The 11,865-nt window shown below is 66.4% G+C and carries 13 protein-coding genes; 3 read left to right on the top strand and 10 right to left on the bottom strand.

Going from position 1 to position 11,865, the window contains the following annotated elements; translation table 11 throughout:
- Positions 1–29: 29 nt before the first annotated feature.
- Positions 30–455 (top strand): F0F1 ATP synthase subunit epsilon, encoded by a 426-nt coding sequence (locus RBT54_RS10850; protein ID WP_320367046.1) that lies wholly within the window; start codon positions 30–32, stop codon positions 453–455.
- Positions 456–543: 88 nt separating this feature from the next.
- Here the strand turns inward: RBT54_RS10850 and RBT54_RS10845 are convergent, their stop codons facing one another.
- From RBT54_RS10845 to RBT54_RS10830, 4 genes are all read right to left on the bottom strand, one after another.
- Positions 544–1,125 (bottom strand): SCP2 domain-containing protein, encoded by a 582-nt coding sequence (locus tag RBT54_RS10845; RefSeq protein ID WP_320367044.1) that lies wholly within the window; start codon positions 1,123–1,125, stop codon positions 544–546.
- A 117-nt stretch (positions 1,126–1,242) separates the two neighbouring features.
- On the bottom strand, positions 1,243–2,124 hold the full coding sequence (locus tag RBT54_RS10840; RefSeq protein WP_320367042.1) for a Tim44 domain-containing protein: 882 nt from the start codon (positions 2,122–2,124) through the stop codon (positions 1,243–1,245).
- Between the two features lie 19 nt (positions 2,125–2,143).
- Positions 2,144–2,881, bottom strand: a complete 738-nt coding sequence (gene ubiE / locus RBT54_RS10835; RefSeq protein WP_320367040.1) for a bifunctional demethylmenaquinone methyltransferase/2-methoxy-6-polyprenyl-1,4-benzoquinol methylase UbiE — start codon at positions 2,879–2,881, stop codon at positions 2,144–2,146.
- 7 nt (positions 2,882–2,888) lie between these two features.
- A complete protein-coding gene (locus RBT54_RS10830; RefSeq protein WP_320367038.1) occupies positions 2,889–3,311 on the bottom strand; it encodes a DUF971 domain-containing protein in 423 nt (140 codons plus the stop codon).
- Between the two features lie 167 nt (positions 3,312–3,478).
- Here RBT54_RS10830 and phoB point away from each other — a divergent pair, with 167 nt between their 5' ends.
- Together phoB and phoR are read left to right on the top strand one after the other, a co-directional pair.
- On the top strand, positions 3,479–4,189 hold the full coding sequence (phoB, locus tag RBT54_RS10825) for a phosphate regulon transcriptional regulator PhoB (RefSeq protein ID WP_320367037.1): 711 nt from the start codon (positions 3,479–3,481) through the stop codon (positions 4,187–4,189).
- Between the two features lie 28 nt (positions 4,190–4,217).
- A complete protein-coding gene (gene phoR / locus RBT54_RS10820; protein ID WP_320367033.1) occupies positions 4,218–5,540 on the top strand; it encodes a phosphate regulon sensor histidine kinase PhoR in 1,323 nt (440 codons plus the stop codon).
- Here phoR and RBT54_RS10815 read toward each other — a convergent pair.
- The 6 genes from RBT54_RS10815 to RBT54_RS10790 all read right to left on the bottom strand — a co-directional run bounded on the left by RBT54_RS10815 (position 5,527) and on the right by RBT54_RS10790 (position 11,860).
- The gene (locus RBT54_RS10815; protein WP_320367031.1) at positions 5,527–7,131 is read right to left on the bottom strand and encodes a hypothetical protein; all 1,605 of its coding nucleotides are present in this window, start codon (positions 7,129–7,131) and stop codon (positions 5,527–5,529) included. The genes phoR and RBT54_RS10815 overlap by 14 nt on opposite strands.
- Positions 7,132–7,145: 14 nt before the next feature.
- On the bottom strand, positions 7,146–7,565 hold the full coding sequence (locus RBT54_RS10810; protein ID WP_320367029.1) for an HIT family protein: 420 nt from the start codon (positions 7,563–7,565) through the stop codon (positions 7,146–7,148).
- A 77-nt stretch (positions 7,566–7,642) separates the two neighbouring features.
- Complete coding sequence (locus RBT54_RS10805; protein ID WP_320367027.1) at positions 7,643–8,467, bottom strand: class II glutamine amidotransferase; 825 nt, start codon at positions 8,465–8,467, stop codon at positions 7,643–7,645.
- A gap of 92 nt (positions 8,468–8,559) precedes the next feature.
- Positions 8,560–9,651: a YeeE/YedE family protein gene (locus tag RBT54_RS10800; RefSeq protein ID WP_320367025.1), complete on the bottom strand. Its 1,092-nt coding sequence runs from the start codon at positions 9,649–9,651 to the stop codon at positions 8,560–8,562.
- Between the two features lie 177 nt (positions 9,652–9,828).
- Entirely contained in the window at positions 9,829–11,301 is a 1,473-nt protein-coding gene (gene gatB, locus RBT54_RS10795; RefSeq protein ID WP_320367023.1) for an Asp-tRNA(Asn)/Glu-tRNA(Gln) amidotransferase subunit GatB, read from the bottom strand.
- A gap of 37 nt (positions 11,302–11,338) precedes the next feature.
- Positions 11,339–11,860, bottom strand: coding sequence for a hypothetical protein (locus tag RBT54_RS10790; RefSeq protein ID WP_320367102.1), 522 nt, complete (start codon positions 11,858–11,860; stop codon positions 11,339–11,341).
- Between the last annotated feature and the right edge of the window lie 5 nt (positions 11,861–11,865).

The raw sequence follows: 11,865 nt of genomic DNA, 5'->3' as shown, positions 1-11,865 counted from the left end.
GTGTCGCGCAGATTTGAAAAGGAAACACTATGGCTATGACGGTTCATGTCGACATCGTCAGCGCGGAAGAGCAGATCTTCTCCGGGCTGGCCGAATTCGTCGCGCTGCCTGGCGAGGCGGGTGAACTCGGCATTCTGCCCGGCCACATGCCGCTGATGACCCGGATCAAACCGGGTGCGGTGCGGGTCAAGGTTCCGAATCAGGCAGAAGAAGAGCTTGTTTTCGTTGCCGGGGGTCTGCTCGAGGTTCAGCCGGGTCTGGTGACGGTGCTCGCTGATACGGCGATTCGTGGTCACGATCTGGACGAAGCGAAAGCGCTGGAAGCCAAGAAGAGGGCGGAGGAGGCAATGGCCAACCAGACTGCGCGTCTGGATTACGCCAAGGCTCAGGCCGAACTCATGGAGGCGGTGGCACAGCTTGCCGCGATCCAGCGGCTGCGCAAGCGCGGTCACTGATCGACGCGCCCCTTTTTGGGGTCGCACAACAAAAGCAGCTCACCGAGCTGCTTTTTTTTGATCCTTTCTTCTCATCGATCGGCCGCGCTCAACGCGCCCTTTCAAGCCTTGCAACACGCTTGTCCAGGCGCGCAACCGCGTCTCGTAAAGCCACCACTTCGAGCGCGAACGTCGGCAAAGCCTTGCGCTGCACGAGCAGCGGGGCCTCCTCGGTGAAATATTCGGCGACGCTGCCCCCTGCGCGCTCGAGTGATCGCCTGCTTTCTGCAGCGATTCGACGTCCCCCGTCGACCAGGCGATGCGCGGCAATGTCACCGAAGACGCGCGACAGATCCTCCTCTGCGTCCCAGCGCAGGTGGCGGAAGACAAAGCCGAGGGCTTCGGCCAGTTCGGCATTGCCTTCGACGCGAACGTGCCGCATCGCTGTTTCCATCCCGCCCGCCACCAACTGCGGCAACTCTGCGACCGCGAGCCGCAGGCAGACCTCAGGGGCATCCTCACCGCTCCATTCGGCCAGCTGTCCCTCCGCCGAGATCGAGAAGTCGATCTCGGCGACCGGCACCAGCTCAAGGCGTGCGGTGCGTCCGGCGTGGCTCTGGAGGCGCTGACGCGCCCAGCCAGCCTGAGCGAGCAGGTGGTTGGTGGCGGACAGGAAGAGGCTGGACAGCATGACGATGCTCCCGGTAAGTGGGTTGGCTCAAACAACGTAAAAGGCCTGCCTGCAGCTCCCATTCCGCCCGAGGGCGAAGGAGAGCTGCAGGCAGGCCCGTGTGCGTCCTGGCGAAGCTTACTGCGCTTGCTGAATGCCGGCGATCAGCCAGCCACCGTTGCCGCTCAGCGGCTTGGTCAGGTGCCAGATCTCATCGAAGGGCGCGGGTGCGGCCTCGGCGTCCTCGCGCAGCAGGCCAGTGAAGTGCACGCTGACGATGTAGCGGTTGTCTTCCTCGGCCACGTCGATCACGTCCGCATTCAGTTCGACGACGTCGGTGCGCTGCTCGGTGCCACGGCGTTCATTGAGCTGCATGCAGATCTCGGCGAACACTTCCGGCGTGGTGAATTCGCGCAGATCGTCGAGGTTGCCGGCATCGTTGGCTGCTTGCAGACGAATGAAGTTCAGCTTGGCCTGGCGTGCGAAACCTTCGGCGTCAAAACCGGAGGCGAGCGCCTTGTCGAGTCCGCTGGCGGGTGTGGCGGCAGTGGCACCACCGAGGGGCTGGCTGGCCTCGAATGCGTTGTTGGGTGTCCGCGTACCACCGGCGGGCGCCCCCGCGTACTGGAGACCTTGGCTCGGCTGGCTGGCCGCATTCTTGCCCTTGCGGAAGAGGAGGCGGAAGACGAAGAAGGCGGCAGCAGCGAGCAGCAGGATCATGAAGAAGTTCGCGAAGCCTTCACCGAGGCCGAGGTGCGAGAACAGCGCCGCCAGGCCAAGGCCTGCGGCGAGACCGGCGATCGGACCCATCCACGAACGCTTGGGTTGCGCGGCAGCGGTCGCTGCCCCAGCCGCCGGCGTTTGCTGGGTGGCTGCGGGCTGGCGCGGTTGGGCCGGCGGTGTCGCCTGGCGCTTCATGCCGAAACTGCTGCCGCCGCCAAGGCGCTTGGCCTCGGCCTCGGACGCGACGAAGCCGAAGGACATCACGGCGACGATCAGGGAAAGAAGGAAGCTTTTCATTGCGTTGGGGTCTCCTGGTTCAGATCTTGTAGCCACGGTGCAGCGCAACCACGCCGGCACTCAGGTTGTAGTAGTCGACCCGGCCAAGGCCTGCTTGTTCCATCATGGCCTTCAATTCTTCCTGGCCGGGGTGCATGCGGATCGATTCCGCAAGATAGCGATAGCTGTCGGCGTCGTCGGCGACCTTCGCGCCCATCCACGGCAACAGCTTGAAGGAATACAAGTCGTAGATGGGCGACAGGGGTTTCCACACCTTGGAAAACTCCAGCACCAGCAGCCGGCCGCCCGGGCGCAATACGCGGCGCATCTCGGCGAGTGCGACGTCCTTGTGCGTCATGTTGCGCAAGCCGAATGCGACGGTGACGCAGTCGAACCAGTCGTCGGGGAACGGCAGCTTTTCGGCGTTGCACTGCGCGATGGGCATCGCGAAGCCCTTGTCGACCATGCGATCCCGGCCGCGCGACAGCATGGCGTGGTTGATGTCGGTGAGCCACACCTGGCCGTTGGATCCGACCTTGCGCGCAAAGGCAAGCGAGAGATCAGCGGTGCCGCCAGCCACATCGAGCACGCGATCGCCTTCGCGCACGTCCGATAGCTGGATGGTGAAGTGCTTCCACACGCGGTGCAGTCCGAAGGACATGATGTCGTTCATCACGTCATACTTCTGCGCGACCGAGGAGAACACCTCGGCCACCTTTTTCTGCTTGAGTTGCTCGTCTACCGTCTGGAAGCCGAAGTGGGTCGTCTTGTCGCTCATGATCTGCTCAGTGGTGATGTCCGCAGCCGCCCTTGGGTTCCGGGGGCGGGACCTTTGCGGGATCGCGGGTGCCGCCCGTGCGCTCAAGCGCCTCGAGATAGTCGTTCCACAGCGTCTGCTGGTCACGGCCGAGCGCGTAGAGATAATCCCAGGAGTACAAGCCGCTGTCGTGACCGTCCGAGAAGCTGGGCTTGATCGCGTAGTTGCCCACCGGCGCGATATCGATGATGTCGACGTCGCGCTTGCCCTGCTGCAGTGTCTCCTGTCCGGGACCATGGCCGCGCACTTCGGCCGATGGGGAATAGACGCGCAGGAACTCGAACGGCAGATCGAAGTGGCTGCCGTCGTCGAAGGCAAGCTCGAGGCGCTTCGAACTGCGATGTACGGTGATTTCGGTGGGGATCGGGGTGTTTTCGTCGAGTCCGGCCATGACATCAGTCCCGCTGGAAGGGCCACAATCATACCCGAATCGCCGGATCGGCGTTTCGCACCGGAGGGGTGCGATGGCAGTTGGGCGTTGTTGCGCTTCGATGACGTGTCATCAAAGGTTCAAGGAGCTGCAATACACTCGGGCAAATGCTAAAACGGAGTTCAGGCATGCCAGCGAACATCTTGCTTGTGGAAGACGAACCAGCGATCCAGGAATTGATCGCCGCCAACCTCGCGCGCGCGGGGCATCACGTGGTCCGCGCCTCCGATGCGGAGACCGCCCAGCGCATCGTGCGCGAAGCCTTGCCGGATCTCGTGCTGCTCGACTGGATGCTGCCCGGGGCGTCGGGCATCGAGTTCGCCCGTCGTCTGCGCGCCGAGGAGCGTACCCGCGAGATCCCGATCATCATGCTGACCGCCCGCGGCGAAGAGCAGGACAAGGTGACGGGGCTGGAGATCGGCGCCGACGACTACGTCACCAAGCCCTTCAGCCCGCGCGAACTGGTGGCGCGCATCAAGGCGGTATTGCGCCGGCGTGCGCCACAAGCGACCGAGGATGCCGTCGAGCTGGGCGGGCTGCGCCTCGATCCGGCCACGCACCGCGTGAGCGCCGGTGAAACTGCACTGGCGCTCGGCCCGACCGAGTTCCGCCTCCTGCATTTCCTGATGACCCATCCCGAGCGTGTGCATTCGCGGGCCCAGTTGCTCGATCAGGTGTGGGGTGACCATGTCTTTGTCGAGGAGCGTACGGTCGATGTTCACATCCGCCGCCTGCGCTGCGCGCTCGAGCCGACACGGCACGATGCGCTGATTCAGACCGTGCGTGGCAGCGGCTACCGGTTCTCGGTGCATGCCCAGCAGGCTGCGGTCGCGCCTTGAGCGCGGGCAGGTCCTCGACGGATCCGGCGTGATCAGCAGGCCGCTCTCCTATGTGACCCTGGGGGTTGCCGTCCCGGCGATCGCCATGCTCGTCCTCGGCGCGCTCGCTGGAGCCTATCGCGGCAGCGACGCGGCGCTGGGGCTGATCTCGGTGGGGCTCATCGGCGCGGCGATCATGCTGGCGCGCAACCTTCGAGCGCTGGCTGCCTGGGCGCGGCAGCCGATCGGCACGCCGGTGCCGCAGGGCGAAGGGCTGTGGGGCAACATCTACGCCGACATCGGGCATCGTTTCCAGCGCGAATGCGAGGTCAAGGAGCGCCTGTCTGCCGAACTCGGCCGCTTCCAGCAGGCCGCGCTGGCCATGCCCGATGGCGTGATCTATCTGGCCGACGACGACCTCATCGAGTGGATGAATCCGATGGCCGAGCAGCACTTCGACCTCGACCGCCGCAAGGACTTGCGCACGCCGCTGCCGAACCTGATCCGCCAGCCCGAGTTCATCGCCTATCTGGCAGGCCGCGAATACGCGGAGCCGCTGGTGATGCGCTCGCTGCGCCGTCGCGACCGTACCCTGCAGGTACAGGTCATCGCCTTTGCCGGCAACCGGCGCATGGTGCTGTCGCGCGATGTCTCCCAGCTCGAGCGTCTCGAAAACATGCGACGCGATTTCGTCGCCAACGTGTCGCACGAACTGCGCACCCCGCTCACGGTGGTGGGCGGTTTTCTGGAGACCCTGATCGACGGAGCCGACGACTTCTCGCGCGAGGAGGTCATTCATTACCTGAAGCTGGCGAGCGAGCAGTCGACCCGCATGCAGCGCCTGATCGAGGAGTTGCTGACCTTGTCGGCACTGGAAACCGGCGCACCTGCACAAGTGGATGAGGAGGTGGATGCCGTCGAGCTCGTCGAGGAGGTGATGCGCGAGACTGATCTTCTGTCCGCCGGGCGCCATGAGATCCGGCTCGTGCTCGACGGGGGGGGCGCCCTGCTGGGTAGTCGCAAGGAACTCCACAGCGCGTTTTCCAATCTCGCCAGCAATGCCGTGCGCTACACCCCGGTGGGGGGCCATGTCGAGATCGGCTGGCGTACGAGTGAAGAGGGCGGGGGCGGCGAGTTCTGGGTGCAGGACGACGGCATCGGCATCGATCCGGTCCACATCCCGCGCCTGACCGAGCGTTTCTACCGTGTCGACCGGGGGCGTTCGCGCGAAACCGGCGGCACCGGGCTCGGGCTGGCGATCGTCAAGCACATCCTCACCCGGCACCAGGGCGAACTGACTGTCACCAGCGAACTGGGCAGAGGCAGCCGCTTTGCGACACGCTTCCCGCCGGCGCGCGTCAGGCGGGGCTGATCGCCGCCTCGGCGTCGAAGCTGCACTGATCGAAATTTGTTCCGCGCATCAGCAGCTTGCGCAGGCAGACATGGCGCGACGTCTCGCCTTCGCGTACCTCGACGATGCGGTCGGCCTGGAACCACATCGGTGGCAGCACCAGCGAGCCGGCCGACTTCAGCGCCGGTGACGGCGGCAGCAGGAAGGCCTGATGGAAGGGTTCGCGGCGACCGGGGGCGACCTGCAAGCGGACCGAGACGACGCGGGGAATACCGGGCAGGACGTTGACGCCCACCTCGAGCACGCCCCCGCTGCGATACATCAGCCAGCTGAGGTCCGCGATCAACAACTGCTCGGCGTCGAGCGGACGCAGGCCGACCAACTGGTGATGCTCGAGGCGCACCGCGTCCCCTGCGTGTTGCAGGCGAAAGCCACCAACGGACTGGTCGAGCACTTCCCATTGTTCGGACTCGAAACTCAGGGGGTGGGCGTCTGCGCGCACCGGCTGTGCCCGATCCGTGACGCGCGGCACGCGCTCGCCGAAGGTGAGCAGCGAAATGTCGTCACTCAGCCTGCCGCGGGTCGTCCCGTCGGCCCGGGGCTGCTGGAAGAGCTTGCCGTTGAGGGCGAAGCCGATTGCAAGCCAGTCTCCGGTGAGTTCGACCTGGCCCGCTCTGGCGCGTCGGGGAAAGCGCCGCCCCGAAGAGGCAAGCCCCCATGGGCGGTAAAGGGAGAGCAGCAGGCGCGCGCTGACATTGGTCGGGCAGTCGTCCCCGAGGCCGAGCGACGCGGGCTTCACCCCGCGCTTGAATTGCGCGAGCACGGCCTGGATCTGGATCGCCAGGCTGCTGCCGTCGAAGCGCAGCAGCGTCGGTGTCCGCGGCAACAGACCGAGCGGGCGCAAGCTGCTGTCGCCGGCCGTGTCCACCCCGTACGTGCTTGGCTTCTGGGCTTCGACGTTGGCGTCCAGGGCGCAATACGGTGCGAAGCGCTGCGCCCAGCGTATGACCCAGTTGAGTTCGCGTTCGCTGCGGCCGTAAGGGTTTGCGAGATCGACCAGCAGAACGGCAACATAGGCCTCGTGTGGGCTCTGCGCATGCCAGACGTCGTTGAGGGCGTCGGTGACGCGTATGCGGGCGAGCCCCCCGCTGACCGCATCCTGGTAGCTCGCGTGCACCGCGCGCCACATGCCAGCCGGCAGTTCCCGATGGGCGCGGAAGTATTCCACGAGCGCCAGGCCTTCGTAGGACACGCGGCGCTGTGCAAGGAGCGCGCGTTGGTCCTCGAGCGTGCCCTCGCGCGCGTCGGCCTCGGCAATCGCCGCATACGAGCGCGCCATCGCCTGCCAAAGGCCCACGACGCGGTCGAGCATGTGCTCCGTGTCCTCGCCTGGCGGAAGCGTATGGGCGGTGTAGGTGCGGGCCATCTCGCCCTGAGTGAAGCTCAGCGTGTCGCGTGCGGCTTCGAGGACCTCGAGATGCTGATTGGGCGCTGGCCGCGCGGCGAGCAGGCCCTGCACGATGCGCGCGAGCGTGTCGTGGGTCTTCCTGAAATCGATCGGGTGCAGCCTGTGCAATTGATCGAGACAGGCCGCGGGCTGGGTGTAATCCATGGGGTGCTCGATGCTCAATCCGGCCCGCCGGGGTTCAGCGCGCTGTCGATGGCGCGCGCCAGCGCAACCGGTTCCGCGCCAGGGTGCGCCCGGCCTTCGCGTTGTGCGGCGCCCCAGACGGATTCGGGAAAGTGGCGGTCATCGTGGTAGCGCGGGATCACATGCCAATGCAGGTGCGGCGCCATGTTGCCGAAACTGGCGAGATTGATCTTGGCCGGATGCAGCAGCGCGCGCAGCGCGGCCTCGGTGGCCATAACGACCTCGAACAGATGGGCACGATCGGCGCGCGACAGGTCGGTCATCTCGGCCACGTGTTCGCCCCAGACCACGCGGCAGAAACCCGGGTAAGCGGGGTCATCGACGCGGATGACCCGGCAGCGCTCATCTTCCCAGATGACGTGTTCGGGGGGCAGCGCGCACAGCGGACAGTCCATGTTTGGTCTCGATCTTCAGGAAGCGTGGAAACGGCCACTCAATCTAGCCCCTTCCTCGCCCGGATAGCGAGGAACTCTTACGCACCGGAGGTCGCGCGCGGAGGAAAGTCCTGGCCTACCGTCTGCGTGTCGCCGAGCGCGACCGGCAGGCCTTCCTTGAAGGCGAGCAGGTTGCCGGGCGGAATCGAGATCCAGCGCTCGTTGTCGGTCAGCGCGGTGGTCGCGATGATGGCGACGCGGTCGCTCGGCTGGGTCACGCGGTTGAAGTCGAGCGCGAGGTCCTCGTCCGAAAGGTGGGCGATCGGGAAGGGCGCCTGACGAATGATGTAGGACAGGCGTGATGAACAGTGCGCGAACAGCCAGTCGCCATCCGAGAGCAGGAAGTTGAACTCGCCCAGGCTACCGATCTCGCAGGACAGCGCACGCAAGGTGGCGTGCAGCTCGGCCGCGGCGGGCGTGCCCAGCGGAAAGCGCGCGGCCAGGGTGTCGAGGATGTAGCAGAACGCGCGCTCCGAGTCGGTGGTGCCGACCGGCAGGAAGCGCCCGGACAAGCTTGGGGCAAAGTGCTTGAGGTTGCCGTTGTGGGCGAAGATCCAGTAACGCCCCCACAGCTCGCGCTGGAAAGGATGGGTGTTCTCCAGCCGCACCTCGCCCTGCGTGGCCTTGCGGATGTGGGCGATGACGTTGAGCGAGCGGATCGGATAGTGCTTGACCAGCTCGGCAACCGGCGAGTGCGCGCTCGGGGCTGGGTCGAGGAAGACGCGTGCGCCCTTGCCTTCGAAGAACGCGATGCCCCAGCCGTCGCGATGATGGTCGGTGAGGCCGCCGCGGGCGCGAAAGCCGGTGAAGGAAAAACAGATGTCGGTCGGCACGTTGCAGTTCATGCCCAGTAACTGACACATGGCGGTGCGCTCCGTGCGGACGGTTGATGCCGGTCAGTATACCCAAGCGGGGAAGCTTGCCGTGGCGGCCTCAGTGCGAATCCGTCACCGCGTCACGGTGCGCTCGGCGCGGCCAGGTTACGGAAGCTCGCCGCGCCCTGGCGATCGACCAGCCAGTCGGTGAGGCTCGCGCCCAGCCACATGCCGGTGAGCGTGACCCAGGCGGTGACCGCGAACACCGATGCGCCCGACACGCCGGCGCCCACCGCACAGCCGCCGGCCAGCATGCCGCCGAAGCCCATCAACACCGCGCCGATGATGTAGCGCCGCATCGCGTGCCCGCCCTGGAAGCCTTCGAGCTTGAGTTCGCGGGCAAACCAGGCGGCGATGAAGGAGCCGAGGAACACACCCGGGACCATGCCGAGGTCGAAGTTCAGTTGCTGGCCCGGGGGCGACAGCACCAGCATCAGCACGTCGGCCGACGGACCGGTGAACGAGAGGCTCTGCACCGGGGTCGGCTCGAACAGCAGTCCGGCCAGGCGCCAGGTGAACCACCACGCCACGCCGACCATCAGCCCGGCGCCGAGGCCGCCGATCCAGCCCCAGGCCTTCACCTGGTACCGGCGCGCGAACCAGATGCCAGCGGCGAGCCAGGCTATGCCGAACAGCAATCCACTGCTGCGGCCCATGCCGGTGAGGGCGAGCAGGTCGCGCGCGTGACCGCCATCGATGGTCCACAGCCCGGCGAGCGCCTCACGCCACGGCGACAGGATGCCGTTCATCGAGGCCTGCGCGGTGACGGCGAAGATCAGCCCGGACAGCAGTGCGCGCAGGTTGCCGTTCGCCGCCAGCACCAGCAGCCGGCTCGAACAGCCGCGTGCCAGCACCATGCCGATGCCGAACAGCAATCCACCGATGGCTGCGCCGGACATGCTGCCCTGGCTGGCAAGCTGGCGCACGTTACCGGTGTCGAACTGACCGGCGAGCAGCAGCGACTGGGTGAGGATGATGGCGGCAGAGAAGGCGAGCAGCCACACCGCGAGCTTGGGGCCGAACTGGGCGCGCGCCACCTCGACGACGGCGGCGCGCAGGCAGAACTGCGAGCGCTGGGCGAAAAAGCCGAAGAGGGCACCGATGAGCAGGCCGCCCAGCGCAAGGCCGCGGTCTTCTCCCAGCCATTCGACGAATTCGGCGATCGTCTCCACGGTCTCCTCCTGTGCCCGGACGAGCGTCCGGTCTGGTCATCATTCAACAATATAAGAATGTGACCAATTTCAAAAGGAGAACGATGCGTTGAGGATCGAGGTTGTCGGAGCGGCCTCGCCCGAAGACCCGCTTCGAGGGTAGCGCTGCCGGGCGCTGGGGTTACGCCCGGCAGTGCCTCAGGCGCCGAGCTTCTTCTTGAGCAGCTCGTTGACCTGGGCCGGGCTGGCCTTGCCCTTGCTCGCCTTCATGACCTGGCCGACCAGGGCGTTGAAGGCCTTCTCCTTGCCGGCACGGAATTCGTCGACCGACTTCTGGTTGGCGGCGAGTACCTCGTCGATCATGGCCTCGATCGCGCCGCTGTCGGTGACCTGCTTGAGGCCCTGCTGGTCGATGATCGTGTCCGCGCTCTGGCCTTCGCCGTTCCACAGCGCCTCGAACACCTTCTTGCCGATGGCGTTCGAGATGGTGTTGTCGGCAATGCGCGCGACCAGGCCGGCGACTTGCGCGGGTGAGACCGGCGAGGCGGAGACGTCGAGCTCGGCCTTGTTGAGGCGTGCGGCGAGATCGCCCATGACCCAGTTGGCGCAGAGTTTTGCCAGCTGAGTGCCGGGCGCCTCCCCCGCCGCCGACACCGTGGCCTGGTAGAAGTCGGCAACCTCCTTGGACGCGGTGAGCGTGGTGGCGTCGTAGGCGGACAGGCCCCACTCGTCCATGAAGCGCGCCTTCATCGCCCCCGGCAGCTCGGGCATTTCGGCCTGCACGCGCGCCTTCCACTCGGGCGCGATCACCAGCGGCAGCAGGTCGGGGTCGGGGAAGTAGCGGTAGTCGTGCGCGTCTTCCTTGCTGCGCATCATGCGCGTCTCGCCCGTGTCGGGGTCGAACAGCACCGTGGCCTGCTCGATGCGGCCGCCGTCTTCCAGGGTGTCGATCTGCCACTGCACCTCGTAGTCGATCGCCTGCTGCAGGAAGCGGAAGGAGTTGAGGTTCTTGATCTCGCGCCGGGTGCCCAGCTCGGCGACACCCTTCCTGCGCACCGACACGTTGGCGTCGCAGCGGAAGGAGCCTTCCTGCATGTTGCCGTCGCAGATGTCGATCCAGCGCACCAGCGCGTGCAGCGCGCGCGCGTAGGCCACGGCCTCGTTTGATGAGCGCATGTCGGGTTCGGAGACGATCTCGAGCAGCGGCGTGCCGGCGCGGTTGAGGTCGATGCCGGTCATGCCGTGGAAGTCCTCGTGCAGGCTCTTGCCCGCGTCTTCCTCGAGGTGGGCGCGGGTCAGGCGCACGGTCTTTTCGTAGGCCTGCTCACCCTCGCCGACGCGGATCGTGATCTCGCCGCCGACCACCACCGGCAGGTCCATCTGGCTGATCTGGTAGCCCTTGGGGAGGTCGGGGTAGAAGTAGTTCTTGCGCGCGAACACGCTCTTCTCCGCCACATGGGCGCCGATCGCCAGGCCGAAGCGGATCGCGCGCTCGACCGCGCCGCGGTTGAGCACCGGCAGCACGCCGGGGAGCGCGATGTCCACCGCGCTCGTCTGGCGGTTGGGCTCGGCGCCGAAGGCGGTGCTGGCGCCGGAAAAGATCTTGCTCGCGGTGTTGAGCTGGGCGTGGACTTCCAGCCCGATGACGACTTCCCAATCGGATCTGCTCATGGTGTCTTTCCGTGTTGCGTGTGGCCGGCCACCGGGATCAGTGGCACTGGCCGTCGGTCCGATCGATGATGATCGGCCACAGGTAATCGAAGGCGCCGCGGGTGCAGCGTGCGGCGCAGTTTGCGAAGCCGACGGTGACCGCCTTGCCCTGCTCGAAGATGTCCACCGTGCACCCGTCGGGCGCGCGCAACTGCACGCTCGGCTTCTCGCGTGTCTGCGTGAACGGGCCATGGAAGCGACAACTGCCGTGGCGCGGGATGTCCACGTCGGCGTTGAATGCCTTGACCTTGGACTGGACGATGTCGAGCTTGATCCGGGTGGTGTAGCCGGCCTCGTCGCGGAAGCGACAGTCGGCGCGCACATCGAGCGGGCGCCACGGCATCGGCCGCAGGCGCTTGCCTGCGGAGCTCGGGCTGGCCAGGACCTCGTCGCTGATCGGCTCGTCACTGACCCGGTCGTCGGCCGGCGGTAGCCCGGGCAGCGCGCACGCTCCCAGCAGCATCGCGGCGACAAGCGCGGCGATGCGGCCGGGGGGGTGACGCAGCGCCGGGCTTGCCATGAGAC

The sequence above is a fragment of the Thauera sp. genome (genome assembly GCF_034003485.1).
In the GTDB taxonomy this organism is placed as follows: domain Bacteria; phylum Pseudomonadota; class Gammaproteobacteria; order Burkholderiales; family Rhodocyclaceae; genus Thauera.
Note: the sequence above shows the minus strand (reverse complement) of the source record. Positions and strands in the feature narration are given on the sequence as shown.

Coding starts and splice junctions, on each gene's coding strand:
- RBT54_RS10850 (WP_320367046.1), top strand. CDS start 30: ATGGCTATGACGGTTCATGTCGACATCGTCAGCGCGGAAGAGCAGATC.
- RBT54_RS10845 (WP_320367044.1), bottom strand. CDS start 1,125: ATGCTGTCCAGCCTCTTCCTGTCCGCCACCAACCACCTGCTCGCTCAG.
- RBT54_RS10840 (WP_320367042.1), bottom strand. CDS start 2,124: ATGAAAAGCTTCCTTCTTTCCCTGATCGTCGCCGTGATGTCCTTCGGC.
- ubiE (WP_320367040.1), bottom strand. CDS start 2,881: ATGAGCGACAAGACGACCCACTTCGGCTTCCAGACGGTAGACGAGCAA.
- RBT54_RS10830 (WP_320367038.1), bottom strand. CDS start 3,311: ATGGCCGGACTCGACGAAAACACCCCGATCCCCACCGAAATCACCGTA.
- phoB (WP_320367037.1), top strand. CDS start 3,479: ATGCCAGCGAACATCTTGCTTGTGGAAGACGAACCAGCGATCCAGGAA.
- RBT54_RS10815 (WP_320367031.1), bottom strand. CDS start 7,131: ATGGATTACACCCAGCCCGCGGCCTGTCTCGATCAATTGCACAGGCTG.
- RBT54_RS10810 (WP_320367029.1), bottom strand. CDS start 7,565: ATGGACTGTCCGCTGTGCGCGCTGCCCCCCGAACACGTCATCTGGGAA.
- RBT54_RS10805 (WP_320367027.1), bottom strand. CDS start 8,467: ATGTGTCAGTTACTGGGCATGAACTGCAACGTGCCGACCGACATCTGT.
- gatB (WP_320367023.1), bottom strand. CDS start 11,301: ATGAGCAGATCCGATTGGGAAGTCGTCATCGGGCTGGAAGTCCACGCC.
- RBT54_RS10790 (WP_320367102.1), bottom strand. CDS start 11,860: ATGGCAAGCCCGGCGCTGCGTCACCCCCCCGGCCGCATCGCCGCGCTT.